This is a genomic window from Bacillus sp. N447-1, from assembly GCF_022701035.1.
GTDB lineage: Bacteria > Bacillota > Bacilli > Bacillales > Bacillaceae_G > Bacillus_A > Bacillus_A cereus.
The window spans coordinates 4,938,335-4,958,909 of record NZ_CP065509.1; the positions used below are offsets into that span (position 1 = coordinate 4,938,335).

Here is a 20,575-nt window from a genome sequence, read left to right on the forward strand (position 1 = left end):
TGCTATAATAAGAAAAAGAAAATGCGGGGGTGGAATGAATATGTTATATGAAAACGGCGTAGATAAACTGCTTAGTTTAAGCAGAAATATTTCTGAATTATATCGAGAATTAAATGAAATGACCCGGATTTTAACGGATTGTAATCGAGAAAGTGTGAAGTTTGATCGGTTATATGTAAAAGAGTTACTTTGGAAGAAAGAAGATGTAATAGAGAAATATGACCAGCTACTTGTACAACTTTGTATTAACGAATGCTTTGATCTAAAAAGTGTCATTACAGGGGAATATAAGTATACATATGAAGAAGTAGAAAACATAGTTTTACAATTTAATGAAAAGTATAATGTCGCAATCTTAATTAAAGATGTGTGTAAAGAATTACAGTTCACATATGGAATTGATATGGACATAACGAGAACAACTCGGGTATCAACAGCTCAAGTATAGAAAAAGGAAAAGAAAGCAGATCCTTTGCTTTCTTTTTTTTGTGAAAATAGAGAGAGTAGGTTTAACGATGAAGGGGAAGTTACAGCATATTCATCCGCTTGGAATGAGTATTATTTTAGGGACATTGTTTGCTAGGTTTGCAACTTCAATGAGTATCCCTTTTTTAGCGATTTATTTAACGACTGTTAAAGGTGTATCAGCTGGAATGACTGGTGCTATTATCGGAACGAGTGCACTTGTTGGTGTTTTTGCTAGTTTTATCGGAGGGAATTTATCAGATCGATTTGGCCGGAAAAGGATTATGCTCTGGTCCATGATCGTTTGGATTTTTGTGTTTATAGGTTTTTCACTTGCGGATCATGTTTTAAGTTTCTTTTTATTAAACGCTTTAAATGGATTATGTAGGTCGTTTTTTGAGCCAACATCAAGAGCATTATTATCAGATTTAACAAAGCCTGAGTATCGGTTACTCGTCTATAACTTACGATACGGTGCAATAAATGTTGGAGTTGCTATTGGACCAATTGTTGGATTACAGATTGGAAGTGCAAAATCAACAATTCCTTTTTTAGTAGCAGCTGGGGTATATATTCTATATACAGCTATATTAGCGTTCCAATTTAAGAAGTATCCAATGGAAAAAAAGAAAGTGAGTACAGAAAAACCTGTTACAATGTTAAATGCAATGCGTATATTGCGAAAAGATATAGTATTTTTAGTTGCTTTAGTCGGTATTATTTTGAGTAATTGCGGTTTTTCACATTTAACGACGACAGTATCTCAATATTTTGCAAATGCACATATATTTGAGGATGGAGTGAAGCTATTCTCATATATGCTCGCTTTAAATGCAATTGTTGTAGTGATTATCCAATACCCTGTTATTCAAATGTGCAAAAAATACACACCATTAGCATCCATTATGGTTGGAACTTTATTTGTGAGCGGAGGATTGTTTGGATTTGGAGTAGTAGAATCTATGCTAGGTGCTGCCGTCTGTACAATTATTTTTACAATTGGAGAAGTCTTAATGTTTTCAATGACGGATGTATTTATTGATGATATTGCTGTTGCGCATCTAAAAGGAACATACTTCGGTGCGATGGGTTTCTCGGGAATTGGAGCAGTAATAGGTCCATGGTTTGGAGGAGTACTTCTCGATTACTACGGGTACCAAAATGGGTTTGCAATATTTTCAGCACTAGCTATATTTTCAACTGTGGCATTTCCTGTGCTTTTAGTTACAAAAGGTTTATCGAAAAAAAGATATGATAGAAATTCTAATATAGAAATGCATGCGAAATAACATAAGCCCCAGTAACCAACTGGGGCTTAGTGTGTATTATATTAACTCTTAATTTAAAAAAAGAACTTTCTTTTCATGCTTATCAGCAACTTCATTTTTGGAAATATGAATGGCTAAATATCCATTTTCTAAGCAGGCTAGCATCTTCTTATAAATAATATTATCGGGTAAAGGAATGATCCGCTGTAAAGAAATATTATTATGAAGTATGCAAATGGTTAGGCCTGTCTTCATCTTTTTAATGACTACATTTTGTTCAGTTACATTTGGTACATCTGTTTCCAAAATGTATTCTTGTTCCGTTTCGCAAAGGTCAATATGAATTTGATTTGGGAAACTAAAGTTACTACAAGAGTCAGAACAAAATTGATCCATCCATTCTTCGAAACCATCAACATGAAAAAGACAATCCTTCTTTTTCTTGCCCATGTAAGACACCCTCCGTAAAATCTCAATTCATACTATGTTATGCATGAATGAAGTAGGGGTGAAGAATAAATGGAAAAATATAAACATTGTATGTGGAAAAGATAGCTAGTGTGCACTTTTTGTTTTACATATCATGATGCGCATGATGTTTTTGGCGTGAATGGTTACGGTTTTTTACTTTATGAGATCCGCTTAATGGTTCAGGTTGTCCTTTTTTTTCTTTCGCTTCACGATTGTTTTTTCCCATTGTATGTGACACCTCCTCTTCCTCTTTAGAATGAGAGAAGTTTGCAAATTTATACGAGAATGTTTTTAGAAAAAAAGGTAAAGATAAATGGGACTAACTATTATGGAAAGGGGATTATATAATGCCATATCATAAAGATAAACAACAAGCGTTCCAAGCAGCTCAGCAAGGTGTTACACAAGCAGAAAATGCATTTAACAACATTGTAAAAAATGATCCAAACTACGGTCATGATTTAAAAGAATTACGCCAAGAGGTTCAGGAAGCGTATGAACAAATTCAAAATGCACTAGAAGTAGCTTCAGAAACACAACGCCCACAACTTGAGCAATACGAAAATAACCTTCAAAATATTATGCAGCATGTAGATCAATTAGAAAAGTAAATGAGGTTGTTGTGTATTCGACAACCTCATTACTTTAACGAATATTATGCTAAAACAGAAAATTTTTCTACTCGTTTTTTCTTTATTATGCGCAGTACATATATTTCAAGTTGAAAAAGTGGAAGCGAAAATGTTGCTCAGAAAAGAGCTAGAACCAACTGGCTATGTAACATGGGAAGTACCTAATAATGAAAAGATTATTGCTATTACATTTGATGATGGACCGGATCCAACTTATACACCACAAATTTTAAATTTATTACGTCAATATAAAGCAGAAGCGACATTTTTTATGATTGGATTTCGGGTTCAGCGTAATCCATATTTAGTGAAACAAGTGTTAAAAGAGGGACATGAAATTGGAAATCATACGATGAATCATTTGTATGCGAGTAATTCATCAGATGAAAAATTAGAAAATGATATTTTAGATGGAAAGAAATTTTTCGAAAAATGGGTGAAAGAACCTTTGCTATTCCGTCCACCGGGTGGATATATTAACGATGCTGTATTTAAAACAGCGAAAGAAGCTGGTTATCAAACTGTTCTATGGTCGTGGCATCAAGATCCACGTGATTGGGCAAATCCAGGGGTTGAATCCATTGTAAATCATGTAGTGAAAAATGCAAAAAGTGGTGATATTGTATTGTTACATGATGGGGGAAATAATCGTAGTCAAACAGTAGCAGCGCTAGCAAAAATTTTACCTGAACTGAAAAAGCAGGGCTATCGATTTGTAACGGTTTCGGAATTGTTACGTTATAAACATTAGAAAAAATCCCAAAAGGTGAATGCTCCTTTTGGGATTTTTCGTTACTGGTTCTTTTTGCGTTTCTTATTATTTTGTCGTTCTGCAGCAGTTAAGTTTTCATTTGCAAACTCTTCGTTATAACCAGCACCTTGTCCTTGTGCAGATGCCGCATTCATTCCTGAAATAGTATGATTTGCTTTTCTTTTACCCATTTTATTTCACCTCTATAACTTTTTTTGTAAGTTGCATGATGAGCAGTTCATAGTATGTATGAACTGTAAAGAAAGCGCTAATAGAGCACTTTACTTTATGGTAATAGTATTCATAAGGAACATGAACACTATTCAAATTTAGAAACATAAAGAAAACTTATGATAATCTATAAGTTTCTTATTATTTACTTATTTAGAAAGTTGTAATAAGATATTATCGTAAGGTATTGAAAAGTTTGTCTACATTTTATATTCAGACAACTTAGTCACGTTTAACAGGGGGGAAACATAATGGTCAAACATAATCCATTTCAATCACGCGCAACTTTTGAAGTAGATGGAAAAACGTATCATTATTATGATTTGAAAGCGCTTGAAAACGCAGGGGTTGGCAACGTATCTCAATTACCATATTCCGTGAAAGTTTTACTTGAATCAGTACTTCGTCAAGTAGACGGACGTGTAATCACAGAAGAGCATGTTACAAATTTAGCGAAATGGGGAACGAAAGATGTGCAAGATATCGATGTTCCATTTAAACCATCTCGTGTAATTTTACAAGATTTCACTGGTGTTCCAGCTGTTGTTGATTTGGCTTCGCTTCGTAAAGCAATGGCAGACATGGGTGGGGATCCTGATAAAATTAATCCGGAAATTACTGTAGACCTTGTAATCGATCACTCTGTACAGGTTGATAGAGCGGGTACGGCAGACGCGCTTGCATTCAACATGGACTTAGAGTTTAAACGTAATGAAGAACGTTATAAATTTTTAAGCTGGGCACAAAAATCATTTGATAACTACCGAGCAGTTCCACCAGCTACAGGTATTGTACACCAAGTAAACCTTGAATATTTAGCACCAGTTGTTCACGCGGTGAAAAATGCTGAAGGTGACTTAGTTGCATACCCAGATTCATTAGTTGGAACAGACTCACATACAACAATGATTAACGGTATCGGCGTTCTTGGTTGGGGCGTTGGTGGTATTGAAGCAGAAGCAGGAATGCTTGGACAGCCTTCATACTTCCCAGTACCTGAAGTAATCGGTGTAAAATTAACTGGTACACTTCCAAGTGGTACTACAGCAACTGACGTTGCATTAAAAGTAACACAAGTATTACGTCAAAAAGGTGTAGTTGGTAAATTCGTTGAGTTCTTCGGTAATGGACTAAAGAGCATGCCTTTAGCTGACCGTGCAACAATTTCAAACATGGCACCAGAATATGGCGCAACTTGTGGATTCTTCCCAATCGATGATATTTCATTAGAATACTTACGTTTAACAGGTAGAGATGAAGAACAAATTCGCGTTGTTGAAGAATACTGTAAAGCGAACGGCTTATTCTATACAGCAGACAGCAAAGATCCAATTTACACTGATCTTGTTGAAATTGATTTAAATACAATTGAATCTAACCTTTCTGGACCGAAACGCCCACAAGATTTAATTCCACTTTCAGATATGAAAGATGCGTTCCACAAAGCTGTTGTAGCACCAGTTGGAACACAAGGACTTGGATTTAATGAGCAAGAGTTCGATAAAGAAGTGAAGGTTACATTAGAAGATAAAGAAGTAACGATGAAAACAGGTGCAATTGCAATCGCAGCAATTACAAGCTGTACAAATACATCAAACCCATACGTATTAATTGGAGCAGGTCTAGTTGCGAAGAAAGCAATTGAAAAAGGACTTGTAGTACCTGAGTACGTAAAAACATCATTAGCACCAGGATCTAAAGTTGTTACAGAGTACTTAGATAAGTCTGGTTTAACAACATATTTAGATCAATTAGGTTTCCAAACAGTTGGTTACGGCTGTACGACTTGTATCGGTAACTCTGGTCCATTAGCGCCAGAATTAGAAGAAGCAATCGCAGCAAACGACTTACTAGTAACATCTGTTTTATCTGGTAACCGTAACTTTGAAGGTCGTATTCATCCACTTGTAAAAGCAAACTACTTAGCATCACCACCACTTGTTGTGGCATATGCACTTGCAGGTACTGTTGATATTGACCTGAAAAATGATGAAATCGGTAAAGATGCAAATGGCAATGCTGTTTACTTCAACGATATTTGGCCATCAGCTAAAGAAATTGAAGATGTAGTTCAAAGCGTTGTTACATCTGAACTGTTCAAGAAAGAATATGCACAAGTATTTAACAGCAATGAGCGCTGGAATGAAATCCAAACTTCAAACGAAGCTTTATATACTTGGGATAATGATTCAACATATATTCAAAACCCACCATTCTTTGAAGGTTTATCTAAAGAGCCAGGTGAAGTTGAAACATTATCAGGCCTACGCGTAGTTGGTAAATTTGGTGACTCTGTAACGACAGACCACATTTCACCAGCAGGTTCAATCGGTAAGCATACACCAGCTGGACGCTACTTATTAGAAAACGGCGTACAACCAGTTGACTTTAACTCTTACGGTTCTCGTCGTGGTAACCATGAAGTTATGATGCGTGGTACATTCGCGAACATCCGTATTAAAAACCAAATCGCACCAGGAACAGAAGGCGGATATACAACATATTGGCCAACTGGTGAAGTAACATCTATCTATGATGCTGCTATGAAATATAAGGAAGATGGAACAGGTCTTCTAGTTGTTGCTGGTAAAGATTACGGTATGGGAAGTTCTCGTGACTGGGCTGCGAAAGGTACTAACTTATTAGGTATTAAAGCAGTAATCGCAGAAAGCTTCGAACGTATTCACCGCAGTAACTTAGTGTTAATGGGTGTACTACCACTTCAATTTAAAGATGGCGAAAGTGCTGAAACGTTAGGTCTTGTTGGTAACGAGTCATTTGAAATTCAAATCGACAAAACAGTTAGACCGCGCGATCTTGTAAAAGTAGTTGCAACTGATGCAGATGGCAACGAAAAACAATTTGAAGTAGTAGCTCGTTTCGATAGTGAAGTTGAAATTGATTACTACCGTCACGGTGGTATTCTGCAAATGGTTCTTCGTGAGAAAATTGAAGAGTCAAAAGTGTCGAACTAAACAATTGAAATGAATGATAAGGAAGCTAACAATTGTTAGCTTCCTTATTTTATGGAAAGGGATGAAACCATTTGGTTTCATCCCTTTCTTTTTACTACGAAAAGTGGAGGGAAAGTCATGAAAGAATATAAAAGAATATTGTTGCCGTTACGAAAAGAGAAAATATTAGTACTGGCAGCTGTATGTAGTGGGATAATTGCTGCCATTTTAAATTTATCACGCCCAATTTTCATGGGATTAATTGTAGACAATCTTATTCAAAGGGAGCTAAAAGGTACGTATTTATATATAGCTTTGTTTGCGGGTATTCGCTTTTTAATGTGGACGAACAATCTTTTATTTGATTATATAAGCTCAAAAGCCAGTCAACGTATATTACAAACGAAACGTATAGAATTATTGCGTCACTATTTCTCATTACCGTTTGAAGAGAGTGAGAAGATTAAGCAAGGAGAGTTAGAAACTTTGGTCGTGTCTGATATTCCGAACTGGGTCAGGTTATATGGCTCTATATTAATAGAATATATACATGCCATTGCGCAATTTATAGGTGCGTTCATAGCACTACAACATATAGATATACAGTTCATATTGTGGATAACTCCGTTTTTATTTTTAAGTGCAACGGTTCCGATGTTGTTTGGGGAAAAGGTAAGAAATATCGCAAGCGTTGCTCAAAAAAATCACTCAAGTGTTGTAGAGATGGTGTCACAGTTTGTAAAGGGAATACAAGATTTGCGGAGTTTACAAAAAGAAAAATGGGCAATTCGCTTATTTAAAAGAGTAACGGCACAATCGTATAAATCGGAAGTAAAGAAGACGATGATGCAACATTGTATTGGAGTAGTTGGAACGGTGATTGAAACAGGAGCATATATCCTTGTTCTCATTATAGGTGCACAAAAAATAATGAGGAGAGAAATAGAAGTTGGTTCACTCATTGCAGTGTTAGCGACAATTGAGATGCTCTTTTTCCCAGTCCGTTATGTGGGCGATTTATTAATGATGACACAAGTTGCAGTCGCTTCGGTAAATAGAGTTTTTTCCTTTTTTGATAAAAGAGTGGCAGATAGTAATGTAGAAAGAGCGATGGGGATGATAATAACAAATGTCTCATTTCAGGAAAATAATGAAGAGAAATGTAGAATTCATAATATTGATTTGCAAATTCAACCTGGTGAACTCGTTATGATTGTAGGAGAAAGTGGTGCAGGAAAAACGACGCTTTTAAAATTAATGACAGGTTTGTATAAACCATCTAACGGTAGCATTACTTATTATGGAAATGAGGCTCAATTGACTGCAGAGTGGCAAGAACCTCGTTTCTTTCGGGTGACAGTAAAAGAGAATATGTATTTTGGGGAAGAGAGGCTAGAAAACGAGTTAGAAAAAAATGCTGAACTTGTCAATGTAACGCCGATTATTAGGGGGTTACCTGAAGGTCTTCAAACTGTACTACATAAAAGCGGTGAAGAGTTTTCAGGGGGAGAAAGAAAACGCCTTGCATTATTGCGAGCAATTGTTTCAAATCCTCATCTTATTATTTTAGATGAACCGACCGCGGGATTAGATCCGAACAATCAAGAATTTTTTTGGAATATGATAGAAGAACTAGGAAGCGATGTAACGAGAATTGTGGCAACACATGATGTCGAGAGAGCGATGATAGCGGATTGGGTTGTTGTCATGAATAATGGAATTGTTGTGGAATGTGGGGATCCTAGAGAGTTATTAACATATAAATCATTTTTCAAAAAGATGTTAATAAAAAGATAAGAGCGACATAATGCTCTTATCTTTATTCATTCTTATTAAGTTGATACGTATAAGATTCAGTATCGTTAGTACTAAACTCTTTCATTAGAGTCAGTTGGTTTGTATCTGGATTATATTTGAAAATTTTGACCGTATGTTCGCTACTTAGAGATGGATTATATTCTTGAATGGCAAATGTATTTTCAGCAACCTGTGTCATATTACTGGTCGAAACATTTTCTATAGAATCGTGATTTGTAGAAATTTCAACGACTTGTTTGCCGTTAAAAAATAAAAGAACAATCACTAAAACAACTAAATATATTCGTATATATCGAAGTTCTTTGCAAATTGGATGTTCTCCCAAAACAGTCATCCTTTCTATAATTATTCTGTAGTAGTGATGGTGGTCGTCGTGAAGAAAGTAAGAACACCGAGGCCTGCTAACAGGATAAATGAAATTAAAGCGATATAGAGACAAATACGTCCAACTTGTTTTTTTTCAGGGTCTTTACTAAATAGTGAGATAATCCATGTGATAATTCCGATTGGGGAAAATATAAAACTAAGAATATATAGAAGTATTTTTTCAAATAAATTCATGAGAGCTCCTTTCATTGTAAAATATTATATTTATTTCTAATTATATTATGGAAAGGTAAATATTTCATCGCAGTTATAAAAATTCTGATTATTTAGAATGTGAATATTTCCAAGCTTGTCCGTATAAGCTAAAATAAGGTATATAGTATTTTGATGAATGTGTTAAAAGAAGATAATACGTTAGGGTGATATAAAATGTGGCGGAAGCTTACGATTATTGTAGTGTTACTTTGTTTAGCGGGATATGCAGCTTATGAACAGTTTGGTAATAAAGAGCAGGCGGTAAAAGTGAAGCAAGAAAAAAGTGAAGCTGCGATGAAAGAGATTATTGCAAGGAATGGTATTGAAATAGGGAAGAGTGCACCAGACTTCGAATTAACGAAGTTAGATGGAACGAATGTAAAGCTATCAGATTTAAAAGGAAAGAAAGTGATTTTAAACTTTTGGGCAACGTGGTGTGGACCTTGCCAACAAGAAATGCCGGATATGGAGGCTTTCTATAAAGAACATAAAGAAAACGTAGAAATTTTAGCAATCAACTATACGCCTTCAGAAAAAGGTGGGGGGGCAGAAAAGGTAAGCAATTTTGCTAAAGAAAAAGGAATTACTTTTCCTATTTTATTGGACAAGAACATTGATGTGACAACAGCGTATAAAGTAATTACGATTCCAACTTCGTATTTTATAGATACAAAAGGTGTCATTCAAGATAAGTTTATTGGGCCGATGACGCAAAAAGAGATGGAGAAAAGGGTTGCTAAATTAAAATAATGGTGAAAAGGTAGAGGGGGAGAGTTCCCATTTCTGCCTTTTCTTTTTCAAGTAGTAATAACTTCATGATATGATGTAAGAAATATAATCGTTTAGAGATAAAGGAGTGTATGGAGTGGGGAATGTATCCTTACCGTTAGATTATGTTGTAATTGATTTTGAAACAACAGGATTTAACCCTTATAATGATAAAATTATTCAAGTTGCAGCGGTGAAATATCGTAATCATGAACTCGTAGATCAATTTGTTTCATACGTGAATCCAGAGCGGCCAATTCCGGACCGAATAACGAGTTTAACCGGTATTACCAATTATCGTGTTTCAGATGCACCGACGATTGAAGAGGTATTACCTTTATTTTTAGCATTTTTACATACAAATGTTATTGTGGCCCATAATGCTTCTTTTGATATGCGCTTTTTGAAAAGTAATGTAAATATGCTTGGGTTGCCTGAACCTAAAAATAAAGTAATTGATACTGTATTTTTAGCGAAGAAATACATGAAGCATGCGCCTAATCATAAACTTGAAACGTTAAAGCGAATGCTTGGAATTCGTTTAAGCTCTCATAATGCATTTGACGATTGCATTACGTGTGCTGCTGTTTATCAAAAGTGTGCAGCTATTGAAGAAGAAGGGAAACGAAAAGTAAATAAGGTTATGCTTGATGAAACTGCGGTATATGAAGCGGTGAAAGAAATACTTGCATGTAATAAACGTAATGTAGAATGGCTACGTTGTATGAACGTAGGAAGTTATTTAGATATAAAAGCTTTTTATCCAGTTATGAGAGTAAAGGTAAAAGGACGAAAGAAATATGTATTAACAGAGATATTAGAAGAAGATGTGAAAGAAATATGTACAAGCTTAAAATGTGAACCAGCGTTAAAAAGTGAAGTTGGTAATACGAGAATTATGCTTAATAGCTTAGAGGATGTTATGAGATTAGAAAGTTATATTTTAGAGCAGTATGATTTTGTATTACAGGCGCTTCATGATTATAAAGAAAATGAAATGAATGCAGATGAAAAGTTGAAAGAGTATTTAAATATTATGGTATAAAAAACTCCGTGTGCAATATATTGTACACGGAGTTTTTTTAGGAGTACTAAAACATAAAATTTTCTTACAAATCTGATTAAAGAGTTTTTCGTTTGCTCATACTATGTAATAAGAAAGCGAAGGAGAGAGGGTGAACAACATGAGAAGAAGTCGCCGTAAATCGTTTGAAGAACTTGTAAATGAAAATAAACAACAATTATTAAGCGATCGTGATGCAATTGATCGCATTGAAGAGCGCATTGAAAAACGTTATGAAATGAAACTTTTTAAGCAAGCTGAATAATTCTTAACACTAGTACGATACTAGTGTTAAGGAGGCGATAGTAATGGGTAATCCGAAAAAAAATTCAAAAGACTTTGCACCAAATCATATTGGAACACAATCGAAAAAAGCTGGTGGAAATAAAGGAAAGCAAATGCAAGATCAAACAGGTAAACAACCGATTGTTGATAACGGTTAAAAAGGAGAATGTTATCATTCTTCTTTTTTGTGAGGAAATGAAAGATGAGTTTTTAGCAGTAATATGAAAAAAAGGGCTGACTTTTGTCAGCCCTTTTTCGTAATCGTAAAATTTTCAACGAGTAAACGCCAATTTTGTGGGAATGGTAAACCGATTTTCCAGTAACTAATACCACCTATACCTTGTTCTTTCATTAAATTGAATTTACTTTGAACAGACCGTGAATCTTCAAACCAAACTTCGTGTTGCACGCCGTTTTCATCAAAATAATTAAAATGAGGAGCTTGGGCTGTGAAATCATAACGAATAGGGACATTATATTTACGAGCTAGTGCAACAGCTGCGACAGAGCTAATTGCTTTTGCGGGTGGATTTCCTTGTTTAAATGGAAGCTTCCAATCAAACCCGTATAAATTTTGCCCCATCATAATTTTTTGGGGAGGCATTTGAGATTTTGCATATTGAAGTACTTCTTTCACCGGACCGATAGGAGAAATTGCCATCGGTGGCCCGCCCTGCCATCCCCAGTCATATGTCATAATGACGACGAAATCAACAATTTGCCCTTGCGCTTTATAATCGTGAGCTTCGAAAAATTTTCCCTTTTGATTTGAACTTGTTTTCGGTACGAGAGTTGTGCTCAATGTGTACCCGCTAGGTAAGCGTGTTTTTACATTTCGTAAAAAGCGATTATACGCCTCGCGGTCTTCAGGTGCTACACTCTCGAAATCGAAATGAATGTCTCGCATGCCATATTTTTGAGCTGTTTGCAAAATGTTAGTAATAAATTTGTTTTGAATCGTTGCGTCGCGTAAAATAACCGATGTTAGATCGGCACTGAAATTACCATTTTCAATATTTGTAATAACGAGCATAGGGATTGTTTTACCCTGCGTTGCAATATTAGCGATTTTAGCTGTTTCAGTAGGTTCTTTTAATGTGCCATCTCTTTTTGCCTCAAAACTAAAATAAGCTAAGTATGTTAAAAATGGATTGATGGCACGTGTAGCATTAACTAAACTCTCTTTAATCGGTATAGTGGAAGGCTGTAAATAAGCGATGGATTCTACAGCTCGTTTTGTACCTTTTGGTACGTATAATTGTTGTCCGACATGGAGAATAGATTTTAAAGATAAATTATTAACTTTAGCTAAACTAGCGAGGGGGACATTATATGTTTGAGAGATTCGATATAGGCTGTCACCAGGCTGTACATAATAATTATTCCCTTTCGTATTAACGATAAGTGCCTGACCAACAACGAGCGTTTCAGCTGGATTTAATCCATTGTCTTTTACTATTTCGTCAGGTGTTGATCCATATTTTGATGCCAAGCTATATACGCTATCACCACTACGAACCGTTACAATTTGAATCATATGCTTGCTCCTTTCGGTAAAAGATTCACTATTTTTATTTTATTTTTGATTCCGCTGTATTATGATTAAATGTATGCAAGGTAGCAGAAGTGAAAGAAGGGAAGAAACAGTTAGTGTATATCTACAAAAATATATAATTAGTGATAAAATATTTGTAGATGAAAAATTGTCGCCGGAGTAAAGTAGTTTCATGGGATGAAAAATATGAAAGTATATTCAATTGGTGATTTTGCAAAAAAAGGCAGGTAGGATAGAACAAACTAGTTGCCATCTTCAAGGGAAAATAAGCTAAGAAGATGGTTAAGGGGTTGCTGGAAAATGATGCTTGCGAAGAAAGTGAGAATCAAGCCGAATAAAGGACAAGAATTGCAACTTTGGAAATCTGTTGGTACGGCAAGATGGGCTTATAATTGGACACTGGCGAAGCAAGAAGAGAATTACAAGAATGGCGGAAAGTTCATATCAGACGTTTTTTTACGGAAAGAATTAACTGTATTAAAGCAGACTGAAGAATATGCTTGGTTGTACGATGTTTCAAATAATATAGCCAAACAAGCGATTAAAGATGCTTGTGAAGCATATAAGCGATTTTTCAAGGGACTGGCTGATAAACCACGATTCAAAAGCAGAAGGAAAGCAAAACTCTCTTTTTACAATGATAATGTCAAGTTAAAAGTAAAAGAAAAACAAGTTTTGATTGAGAAAGTTGGTTGGGTAAAAACATCCGAAAAGTTACCTGTAGGGGTTAAGTACTCTAATCCACGCGTTAGCTTTGACGGTAAGTATTGGTATTTGTCTGTCGGTATTGAACAGGAGTTTACAAAAGAGAAGTTAACGGCTGTTTCGTTAGGAATAGATATTGGAATCAAAGAATTAGCATATTGTTCTGATGGGCAGAGGAAGAACAATATCAACAAAACAAAAATGGTAAGACAGGTAGAGAAACGCCTTCGTAGGTTGCAACGTCAAGTTTCTCGTAAATATGAAATGAATAAGGAGGGAAACCGTTTTGTCAAAACAAGCAACATTATAAAAATCGAGAAAGAGATACGACAACTACATAGACGGTTATCAAATATCAGAAAGAATCATCTTCATCAATCCACGAGCGAAATTGTGAAAACCAAGCCATTTCGCATTGTGATGGAGACGTTGCATATGAAAGGTCTGATGAAGAATAGATATCTAGCTAAAGCGATTGCGAAGCAGTGTTTATATGAGTTCAAAAGACAAATTCAATACAAGTGTGAAAAATATGGTATTGAATTTGTAGAAGCTGATACATGGTATCCTTCTTCAAAAATGTGTTCCAGTTGTGGAAGCATTAACAAAGAACTAAAACTTTCTGACCGTGTATACAAATGTACTTGTGGTCACGAAATGGATAGGGATTTAAATGCGGCTATCAATTTGTCACGGTATGAATTAGCCAGTTAACATCTAAAAAAGTTACGGCTAATATGTAGGATTCGTTGTATCCGAATTTACGCCCTCGGAGTGTTACATCAAACGAAAGTAGCTTCTGTGAAATCGGACACGTAGAACAGGGAAATAAACAAAATTTATAGATTTTTATAAGTTTATGGCAACGGCGAATACATATGTTTGTAGCAGAACATGAAGTTGAAATCCGTTATGCGGAAACAGATCAAATGGGTGTTGTTTACCATTCAAACTACTTAGTGTGGCTTGAGTTAGGTCGCACGAAACTTATACAAGATTTAGGTTTTTCATATGTTGAAATGGAGAAAGAAGGAATTATTTCTCCTGTGTTAGATTTACAAATTTCATACCGTAAAGCGATGCGTTACGGAGAAAAAGCAATCGTAAAAACATGGGTAGATACTGTGAGCCCACTTCGCGTTGTATATGGATATGAAATATATAATGGTGATGGTGAACTTTGTATTACTGCAAGTACAACGAATATTTGTGCGAAAAAAGAAGGGTTCCGCCCTGTATCATTTAAAAAGTTATATCCTGAGTGGTATGCGAAATATGAGGAAATTAAGAAAAAATAAAAAAGCGTGGCAGAAGCCACGTTTTTTTATTTTTCATAATTAAATTGTGGGAAGTCGTCACCTTCGTTAAGTGTAACAGATAAATTATGTCCATCGAAGAACCATTCATCATCGCCTTCAATAAAGAAGTTAATACCTTCTTCTTGAATTTGAACAGCAGGATGTGCAGGATCATCTTTACGAATACCTAAAGAAAGTCCTTTTTGCACAGTACTGCAACCACCGTATTGTACGAAAAAGCGTAGTGTTTCATTTGATTGTAAGTTTAATTCATTTTTATACCATTGTGCTGCTTCTTTTGTTACGGAAAGATTCATGTATAGTTCCTCCAAATTATGTTGCTTTTTCTTTAGTATAAAAAATAACGCAAAAAGACGCTATTAATATGCTTCACGTTTTCTTTTTGCGTTATGTGGGTTACGATCTTATTTTTGCTTTTTTGAAAAGTTTGCTTTTGGTTCAGTTTTATTTATAATTCGTCCGATATTTGCACGGTGTTTATAAATAACCATACCTGCTAATAAACACATCGCAATAATGAAGATTTTATCCCCGCTAACAATGGATGCAATAACAGCAACAACTGCTGTTACCATAGAAGAAAGTGATACGTATCTTGTTGTAAATAAAAGGGTGAAAAATACAACAGCCAATATTGCAAAAACAACTGGTGAATAGCATAATAGCACCCCAGCAGAAGTTGCAACTGCTTTACCACCGCGGAATTTCGCGAAGATTGGATAGACATGTCCAAGAACAGCCGCTAACCCGAACCATAGTGGATGAATATCTAATCCGAAAATCATTGGTAGACTTGTTGCTAATGTCCCTTTTAAAATGTCAGCAATTGTAACGGTAAAACCTGCTTTTTTCCCTAATGTGCGGAATGTGTTTGTTCCGCCTAGATTACCGCTCCCGTGCTCACGAATATCGATTCCGTAGCCGATTTTTCCAACAACTAGTGCAAATGGAATCGAGCCAAGTAAGTAGGCAACGATAAATAAAAGATATGTAGTAACCATAAGTTCAGTCTCCTTTATTCAAATGTGTTGATAAAGGGTAAAAAGAGTTTTTCCCGTATATTGTACCATACATTTGTAAAGAGCACATTTCTTTTTTGTAAATGAAAAATTCATTATTTCGTGAAAAAAATTTCACAGTAATGTTACATTTCTCACAGAAACAGTAAGACTATATGTAGTAACATTTTAATCAAAAGATAACAACATATTGGTGGAGGGTTATAAATGTTACAAAATAATACACGTGGAGAAGAATTAATGAAAGTGTTTGAGACAATAGTCCACGGCAATGAACAAGATTTGATGCAAGAAAATGCAAATGTAGACGGCCGCTCTCCAATGGGCGTAATGGGAACGTTCGCATCTGAGAGTGCAAAATATTATGCTGTTGAGAATTTATTGTCAGATCAAGTGAAAAAAGCGATAAATGAAAATATATTATATCCACATGATTTAGATTTTTATGCAACAGGAACGACGACTTGTTCACAAATTCCGTTAGCGCAAATGCTTGCTAACGGTTTTCATACTGGACATGGACATATGAGACAACCGCAAGACATTAAAAGTGCATTGGCTCTTTCGTCTATTATTTTTCAAGCGAATCAAAATATGCAGCATGGTGGTCAATCGTTTGCACTCTTTGATATTGATTTAGCACCTTATGTACGAAAAACAATTGAGAGACATAAAAAACGATTACAATCATATCCGCTTACGAAAGAACAAATAGAAGAATTTGCATGGAAAGAAACGGAAAATGATACGTATCAAGCGTGTGAGGCTTTCGTTCATAATTCGAATAGTATGCATAGTAGGGGCGGAGGACAAGTACCGTTTATTTCTATTAATTATGGAACAGATACATCAAAAGAAGGAAGAATGTTAATTAAACAACTTTTAAAAGCGACACAAGCTGGACTTGGTAAAGGAGAGACACCGATTTTTCCGATTCAAATTTTCAAGATGAAAAAAGGTGTGAATTTTGAAGAAAGTGATCCGAACTACGATTTATTTGAATTAGCATTAGAGACAACCGCAGAGCGATTATTCCCTAACTTTTCATTTTTAGATGCTCCGTTTAATGCAGTGCATTATGATGGAAGACCAGAAAGTGAAGTATGTTACATGGGATGTCGTACCCGTGTTATGTCTAATATACATGGAGAAGAAACAGCGATTGGTAGAGGGAATTTATCATTTACGTCTATTAATTTAGTGAAATTAGCGTTAATTAGTGGTTCAAAAGAAGCGTTTTTTGAAGCGCTAAACTATTATTTAGATTTAGGAATTAAGCAGCTATTAGAAAGATATGCGTATCAATGTACGAAGCGAGCAAGAGATTTTCAGTTTTTATATTCACAAGGTGTATGGCGTGGTGGAGAAACGTTGCAGCCTGAAGACTCCGTAGCCTCGATTTTAAAACAAGGGACGTTAAGTATTGGTTTTATCGGTCTTGCGGAATGTTTAGTAGCTTTAACAGGAAAGCATCATGGGGAAGATGAAGAATCATGGAAACTTGGGTATGAAATTATTTCCTTTATGAGAGATAGAATGGATAAAGCGACAGAAGAACATCAACTGAATTTCTCAGTAATTGCAACTCCAGCAGAAGGATTATCAGGGAAGTTTGTGAAAAAAGATAGAAAAGAATTTGGCGTGATTAGCGGCATAACGAACCATAATTACTATACGAATTCATTCCATATTCCAGTTTATTATAACATTCAAGCGATAAATAAAATTCGTTTAGAAGGTCCGTTCCATGCTCTATGTAACGGGGGACATATTACTTATATTGAACTAGACGGAGCAGCAATGCATAACAAAAAGGCATTAAAACAAATTGTACAAGCCATGGCAGAACATGGCGTTGGATACGGTTCAATTAATCATCCTGTTGACCGTTGTAAGTGCTGTAGTTATCACGGGGTTATTGGGAATGAATGTCCAAGTTGCGGGAATGAAGATGAGGCTAATATAGAAAGAATTCGCCGTATAACAGGCTATCTTGTAGGAGATATGTCAAAGTGGAATAGTGCGAAACGTAGTGAAGAGATAGATCGGGTGAAACATAAATGAAAGTGATGAATATTATTCATGATAGTGTAGTAGATGGAGAAGGATTGCGGACAGTCGTGTTTTTTGCGGGCTGTCCGCATCGTTGCGTTGGTTGCCACAATCCGAAATCGTGGAATATTTGCAACGGAACGGAAATGACAGTAGAAGAAATTGTGAAAGAGATTGCAAGTAATCCATTAACTGATGTAACATTTTCAGGTGGAGATCCATTTTTTCAAGCTGCTGAAGTGAAAAAGGTAGCAAAAATCGTGAAAGATTTGAAAAAAAACCTATGGATGTATACAGGTTATACGTTAGAAGAGATACAGAGTTCTCAAAATAATGATATGATAGAGTTGTTACATTATGGGGATGTTTTAGTCGATGGAAGGTTTGAAATTGAGGAAAAAGATTTAACACTTCCATTTCGCGGAAGCTCCAATCAACGTATTATTCGATTGAAAGAGTAAAAAGGCGGGATAGATTATATGAACAAAACGGTATTGCTTGTTGAAGATGAAAGAAGATTACGTGAAATTGTTAGTGATTATTTTCGTAATGAAGGCTTTGAAGTAATCGAAGCAGAAGATGGAAAAAAAGCGCTAGAGTTATTTGCAGAGCATGAAATTGATTTAATTATGTTAGATATTATGTTACCGGAAATAGATGGATGGTCTGTTTGTAGAAGAATTAGAAAAGAATCAGCAGTACCAATTATTATGTTGACAGCGCGTTCGGATGAGGATGATACATTGCTAGGTTTCGAATTAGGTGCAGACGAGTATGTAACGAAACCATTTAGCCCGAAAGTATTAGTAGCTCGTGCAAAGACGTTATTGAAACGTGCGGAGGGTGCGGTAGGAGTAGCGGAAGAAAATGCTATGTCTTTAGCTGGAATAGAAGTGAATCGTCTATCTAGAACTGTTTTAGTAGATGGAGAAGAAATTATATTGACACATAAAGAATTTGAACTTCTTGTGTATTTAATGGAGAACAAAGGAATTGTGTTATCACGTCAACATTTATTAGACCAGTTATGGGGATATGACTATTACGGTGATGACCGAACGGTTGATACCCATATTAAAAAACTTCGAAATAAGCTAGGAGATAAAGCGAAGCATATCGGTACTGTTATTCGAGTTGGTTATAAATTTGAAGAATAATCTAGAACGATTTGTGTAATTTAGCCTAGGGAAATGGTAATTTTATACTCTCTTTTGAAGGTAAAATGTACAAAAAATACTTTTTTTGTCTACAATGTTAGATAAGTGTATTTTTTTAATTGGATTTCACGATGAGTTCACAAGAAGGACACAAAACGTGACTATACTGAAAATACGAATTCACCAGAGAGGGGAAATAAAACATGGGATATTACGACGGACCAAATTTAAATGAAGAGCATAGTGAAACGAGAGAAGTGAGAAAATCAGGTAGTAAAAAAGGCTATTTCTTCACAGGTTTAGTGGGAGCTGTAGTCGGAGCGGTTTCGATTAGTTTTGCAGCACCATATATGCCATGGGCTCAAAATAATGGAGCGCCAGTATCATCATTTAGTTCGGATTCAAAAGTAGAAGGTACTGTAGTTCCTGTTGTAAATAAAGCGAAAAATGAAACTGATTTACCTGGTATGATTGAAGGGGCGAAAGATGTTGTTGTAGGTGTTATTAATATGCAACAAAGTGTTGATCCATTTGCAATGCAACCGACAGGTCAAGAACAACAAGCCGGTTCAGGATCAGGTGTTATTTATAAAAAAGCAGGAAATAAAGCATATATTGTAACAAACAACCACGTAGTAGATGGAGCAAATAAACTTGCTGTGAAGCTGAGCGACGGAAAGCAAGTTGATGCGAAATTAGTTGGTAAGGACCCTTGGTTAGACTTAGCGGTTGTTGAAATTGATGGATCTAATGTAAATAAAGTTGCCACTTTAGGTGATTCAAGTAAACTTCGTGCGGGTGAAAAAGCCATTGCAATCGGTAATCCACTTGGATTTGATGGAAGTGTAACGGAAGGTATAATCAGTAGTAAAGAACGCGAAATTCCGGTTGATATTGATGGAGATAAACGACCAGATTGGCAAGCACAAGTTATTCAAACGGATGCAGCGATTAATCCAGGTAATAGTGGTGGTGCATTATTTAACCAAAATGGTGAAATAATTGGGATTAATTCAAGTAAAATTGCACAACAAGAAGTTGAAGGAATTGGATTTGCTATTCCAATTAACATCGCAAAACCAGTTATTGAATCTCTTGAAAAAGATGGAGTAGTAAAACGTCCAGCTCTTGGAGTAGGTGTTGTTTCACTAGAAGATGTGCAAGCTTATGCAGTCAATCAATTGAAAGTACCGAAAGAAGTAACAAACGGCGTTGTATTAGGTAAAATTTACCCAATATCACCAGCTGAAAAAGCTGGTTTAGAGCAATATGATATTGTAGTAGCATTAGATAATCAAAAAGTAGAGAATGCTCTTCAATTCCGTAAATATTTATATGAAAAGAAAAAAGTAGGCGAGAAAGTAGAAGTTACATTCTACCGTAACGGTCAAAAAATGACGAAATCGGCTACTTTAGCAGATAATTCAGCTACAAAGAATCAATAATCGAAATAAAAGAAAGTCTCTTTCATATTGAAAGA

General features: G+C 35.5%; 24 protein-coding genes. 16 read left to right on the forward strand and 8 right to left on the reverse strand.

The genetic code is table 11. The features are described 5' to 3' along the window. Window positions 1-40 precede the first annotated feature (40 nt). Both IQ781_RS25325 and IQ781_RS25330 read left to right on the forward strand, forming a co-directional pair. Window positions 41-448, forward strand: a complete 408-nt coding sequence (locus IQ781_RS25325) for a hypothetical protein (RefSeq protein ID WP_000965149.1) — start codon at window positions 41-43, stop codon at window positions 446-448. A gap of 67 nt (window positions 449-515) precedes the next feature. Then, complete coding sequence (locus IQ781_RS25330) at window positions 516-1,754, forward strand: MDR family MFS transporter (RefSeq protein ID WP_063220552.1); 1,239 nt, start codon at window positions 516-518, stop codon at window positions 1,752-1,754. Window positions 1,755-1,802: 48 nt separating this feature from the next. On the opposite strand, the gene IQ781_RS25335 is transcribed toward IQ781_RS25330, so the two are convergent. Both IQ781_RS25335 and IQ781_RS25340 read right to left on the reverse strand, forming a co-directional pair. Then, entirely contained in the window at window positions 1,803-2,183 is a 381-nt protein-coding gene (locus IQ781_RS25335; protein WP_000516747.1) for an Hsp20/alpha crystallin family protein, read from the reverse strand. 124 nt (window positions 2,184-2,307) lie between these two features. Further along, window positions 2,308-2,430 (reverse strand): small acid-soluble spore protein P, encoded by a 123-nt coding sequence (locus IQ781_RS25340; RefSeq protein ID WP_000517649.1) that lies wholly within the window; start codon window positions 2,428-2,430, stop codon window positions 2,308-2,310. A gap of 121 nt (window positions 2,431-2,551) precedes the next feature. Between IQ781_RS25340 and IQ781_RS25345 the strand changes: the two genes are divergently transcribed. Beyond that, window positions 2,552-2,815, forward strand: coding sequence for a hypothetical protein (locus tag IQ781_RS25345; protein WP_001146294.1), 264 nt, complete (start codon window positions 2,552-2,554; stop codon window positions 2,813-2,815). Window positions 2,816-2,861: 46 nt separating this feature from the next. Beyond that, complete coding sequence (gene pdaB, locus IQ781_RS25350; protein ID WP_002041622.1) at window positions 2,862-3,587, forward strand: polysaccharide deacetylase family sporulation protein PdaB; 726 nt, start codon at window positions 2,862-2,864, stop codon at window positions 3,585-3,587. Window positions 3,588-3,628: 41 nt separating this feature from the next. On the opposite strand, the gene sspO is transcribed toward pdaB, so the two are convergent. After that, complete coding sequence (gene sspO, locus IQ781_RS25355; RefSeq protein WP_000518051.1) at window positions 3,629-3,778, reverse strand: small acid-soluble spore protein SspO; 150 nt, start codon at window positions 3,776-3,778, stop codon at window positions 3,629-3,631. 291 nt (window positions 3,779-4,069) lie between these two features. Between sspO and acnA the strand changes: the two genes are divergently transcribed. After that, window positions 4,070-6,793: an aconitate hydratase AcnA gene (acnA, locus tag IQ781_RS25360; protein ID WP_000238565.1), complete on the forward strand. Its 2,724-nt coding sequence runs from the start codon at window positions 4,070-4,072 to the stop codon at window positions 6,791-6,793. A gap of 117 nt (window positions 6,794-6,910) precedes the next feature. Further along, the gene (locus IQ781_RS25365) at window positions 6,911-8,569 is read left to right on the forward strand and encodes an ABC transporter ATP-binding protein (protein ID WP_139846888.1); all 1,659 of its coding nucleotides are present in this window, start codon (window positions 6,911-6,913) and stop codon (window positions 8,567-8,569) included. A gap of 22 nt (window positions 8,570-8,591) precedes the next feature. Here IQ781_RS25365 and IQ781_RS25370 read toward each other — a convergent pair whose 3' ends face one another. Continuing rightward, window positions 8,592-8,924, reverse strand: a complete 333-nt coding sequence (locus IQ781_RS25370; RefSeq protein ID WP_072770202.1) for a YmzC family protein — start codon at window positions 8,922-8,924, stop codon at window positions 8,592-8,594. Between the two features lie 11 nt (window positions 8,925-8,935). Next, window positions 8,936-9,151 (reverse strand): hypothetical protein, encoded by a 216-nt coding sequence (locus IQ781_RS25375; RefSeq protein ID WP_001047911.1) that lies wholly within the window; start codon window positions 9,149-9,151, stop codon window positions 8,936-8,938. Between the two features lie 195 nt (window positions 9,152-9,346). Here IQ781_RS25375 and IQ781_RS25380 point away from each other — a divergent pair, with 195 nt between their 5' ends. From IQ781_RS25380 to sspN, 4 genes are all read left to right on the forward strand, one after another. After that, entirely contained in the window at window positions 9,347-9,922 is a 576-nt protein-coding gene (locus IQ781_RS25380; protein WP_000269082.1) for a redoxin domain-containing protein, read from the forward strand. Between the two features lie 115 nt (window positions 9,923-10,037). Next, complete coding sequence (locus tag IQ781_RS25385; protein ID WP_061457590.1) at window positions 10,038-10,985, forward strand: 3'-5' exonuclease; 948 nt, start codon at window positions 10,038-10,040, stop codon at window positions 10,983-10,985. A 139-nt stretch (window positions 10,986-11,124) separates the two neighbouring features. Beyond that, window positions 11,125-11,268, forward strand: a complete 144-nt coding sequence (locus IQ781_RS25390) for an FbpB family small basic protein (RefSeq protein ID WP_001254699.1) — start codon at window positions 11,125-11,127, stop codon at window positions 11,266-11,268. A gap of 43 nt (window positions 11,269-11,311) precedes the next feature. Continuing rightward, entirely contained in the window at window positions 11,312-11,446 is a 135-nt protein-coding gene (gene sspN, locus IQ781_RS25395; protein ID WP_000527987.1) for an acid-soluble spore protein SspN, read from the forward strand. Window positions 11,447-11,532: 86 nt separating this feature from the next. Here the strand turns inward: sspN and IQ781_RS25400 are convergent, their stop codons facing one another. After that, entirely contained in the window at window positions 11,533-12,825 is a 1,293-nt protein-coding gene (locus tag IQ781_RS25400) for a glycoside hydrolase family 18 protein (RefSeq protein WP_000614858.1), read from the reverse strand. A 318-nt stretch (window positions 12,826-13,143) separates the two neighbouring features. Between IQ781_RS25400 and IQ781_RS25405 the strand changes: the two genes are divergently transcribed. Together IQ781_RS25405 and IQ781_RS25410 are read left to right on the forward strand one after the other, a co-directional pair. Then, complete coding sequence (locus IQ781_RS25405; protein WP_000978856.1) at window positions 13,144-14,262, forward strand: RNA-guided endonuclease InsQ/TnpB family protein; 1,119 nt, start codon at window positions 13,144-13,146, stop codon at window positions 14,260-14,262. 164 nt (window positions 14,263-14,426) lie between these two features. Then, on the forward strand, window positions 14,427-14,846 hold the full coding sequence (locus IQ781_RS25410; RefSeq protein WP_000495812.1) for an acyl-CoA thioesterase: 420 nt from the start codon (window positions 14,427-14,429) through the stop codon (window positions 14,844-14,846). 26 nt (window positions 14,847-14,872) lie between these two features. Here the strand turns inward: IQ781_RS25410 and IQ781_RS25415 are convergent, their stop codons facing one another. Together IQ781_RS25415 and plsY are read right to left on the reverse strand one after the other, a co-directional pair. Next, window positions 14,873-15,163, reverse strand: a complete 291-nt coding sequence (locus tag IQ781_RS25415) for a HesB/YadR/YfhF family protein (RefSeq protein WP_001054453.1) — start codon at window positions 15,161-15,163, stop codon at window positions 14,873-14,875. Between the two features lie 108 nt (window positions 15,164-15,271). Then, window positions 15,272-15,868: a glycerol-3-phosphate 1-O-acyltransferase PlsY gene (gene plsY / locus IQ781_RS25420; protein WP_000258974.1), complete on the reverse strand. Its 597-nt coding sequence runs from the start codon at window positions 15,866-15,868 to the stop codon at window positions 15,272-15,274. 225 nt (window positions 15,869-16,093) lie between these two features. Between plsY and IQ781_RS25425 the strand changes: the two genes are divergently transcribed. From IQ781_RS25425 to IQ781_RS25440, 4 genes are all read left to right on the forward strand, one after another. Beyond that, a complete protein-coding gene (locus tag IQ781_RS25425; protein ID WP_063220550.1) occupies window positions 16,094-17,950 on the forward strand; it encodes an anaerobic ribonucleoside triphosphate reductase in 1,857 nt (618 codons plus the stop codon). Next, window positions 17,947-18,399: an anaerobic ribonucleoside-triphosphate reductase activating protein gene (gene nrdG / locus IQ781_RS25430; RefSeq protein ID WP_000867076.1), complete on the forward strand. Its 453-nt coding sequence runs from the start codon at window positions 17,947-17,949 to the stop codon at window positions 18,397-18,399. The genes IQ781_RS25425 and nrdG overlap by 4 nt, the downstream gene beginning before the upstream one ends. A gap of 18 nt (window positions 18,400-18,417) precedes the next feature. Then, window positions 18,418-19,095, forward strand: a complete 678-nt coding sequence (locus IQ781_RS25435) for a response regulator transcription factor (RefSeq protein ID WP_063220549.1) — start codon at window positions 18,418-18,420, stop codon at window positions 19,093-19,095. Window positions 19,096-19,298: 203 nt separating this feature from the next. Next, the gene (locus tag IQ781_RS25440) at window positions 19,299-20,540 is read left to right on the forward strand and encodes a S1C family serine protease (protein WP_000542646.1); all 1,242 of its coding nucleotides are present in this window, start codon (window positions 19,299-19,301) and stop codon (window positions 20,538-20,540) included. The last annotated feature ends 35 nt before the right edge of the window (window positions 20,541-20,575 follow it).

Coding starts and splice junctions, on each gene's coding strand:
- IQ781_RS25325 (WP_000965149.1), top strand. CDS start 41: ATGTTATATGAAAACGGCGTAGATAAACTGCTTAGTTTAAGCAGAAAT.
- IQ781_RS25330 (WP_063220552.1), top strand. CDS start 516: ATGAAGGGGAAGTTACAGCATATTCATCCGCTTGGAATGAGTATTATT.
- IQ781_RS25335 (WP_000516747.1), bottom strand. CDS start 2,183: ATGGGCAAGAAAAAGAAGGATTGTCTTTTTCATGTTGATGGTTTCGAA.
- IQ781_RS25340 (WP_000517649.1), bottom strand. CDS start 2,430: ATGGGAAAAAACAATCGTGAAGCGAAAGAAAAAAAAGGACAACCTGAA.
- IQ781_RS25345 (WP_001146294.1), top strand. CDS start 2,552: ATGCCATATCATAAAGATAAACAACAAGCGTTCCAAGCAGCTCAGCAA.
- pdaB (WP_002041622.1), top strand. CDS start 2,862: ATGCTAAAACAGAAAATTTTTCTACTCGTTTTTTCTTTATTATGCGCA.
- sspO (WP_000518051.1), bottom strand. CDS start 3,778: ATGGGTAAAAGAAAAGCAAATCATACTATTTCAGGAATGAATGCGGCA.
- acnA (WP_000238565.1), top strand. CDS start 4,070: ATGGTCAAACATAATCCATTTCAATCACGCGCAACTTTTGAAGTAGAT.
- IQ781_RS25365 (WP_139846888.1), top strand. CDS start 6,911: ATGAAAGAATATAAAAGAATATTGTTGCCGTTACGAAAAGAGAAAATA.
- IQ781_RS25370 (WP_072770202.1), bottom strand. CDS start 8,924: ATGACTGTTTTGGGAGAACATCCAATTTGCAAAGAACTTCGATATATA.
- IQ781_RS25375 (WP_001047911.1), bottom strand. CDS start 9,151: ATGAATTTATTTGAAAAAATACTTCTATATATTCTTAGTTTTATATTT.
- IQ781_RS25380 (WP_000269082.1), top strand. CDS start 9,347: ATGTGGCGGAAGCTTACGATTATTGTAGTGTTACTTTGTTTAGCGGGA.
- IQ781_RS25390 (WP_001254699.1), top strand. CDS start 11,125: ATGAGAAGAAGTCGCCGTAAATCGTTTGAAGAACTTGTAAATGAAAAT.
- sspN (WP_000527987.1), top strand. CDS start 11,312: ATGGGTAATCCGAAAAAAAATTCAAAAGACTTTGCACCAAATCATATT.
- IQ781_RS25400 (WP_000614858.1), bottom strand. CDS start 12,825: ATGATTCAAATTGTAACGGTTCGTAGTGGTGATAGCGTATATAGCTTG.
- IQ781_RS25405 (WP_000978856.1), top strand. CDS start 13,144: ATGATGCTTGCGAAGAAAGTGAGAATCAAGCCGAATAAAGGACAAGAA.
- IQ781_RS25410 (WP_000495812.1), top strand. CDS start 14,427: ATGTTTGTAGCAGAACATGAAGTTGAAATCCGTTATGCGGAAACAGAT.
- IQ781_RS25415 (WP_001054453.1), bottom strand. CDS start 15,163: ATGAATCTTTCCGTAACAAAAGAAGCAGCACAATGGTATAAAAATGAA.
- plsY (WP_000258974.1), bottom strand. CDS start 15,868: ATGGTTACTACATATCTTTTATTTATCGTTGCCTACTTACTTGGCTCG.
- IQ781_RS25425 (WP_063220550.1), top strand. CDS start 16,094: ATGTTACAAAATAATACACGTGGAGAAGAATTAATGAAAGTGTTTGAG.
- nrdG (WP_000867076.1), top strand. CDS start 17,947: ATGAAAGTGATGAATATTATTCATGATAGTGTAGTAGATGGAGAAGGA.
- IQ781_RS25435 (WP_063220549.1), top strand. CDS start 18,418: ATGAACAAAACGGTATTGCTTGTTGAAGATGAAAGAAGATTACGTGAA.
- IQ781_RS25440 (WP_000542646.1), top strand. CDS start 19,299: ATGGGATATTACGACGGACCAAATTTAAATGAAGAGCATAGTGAAACG.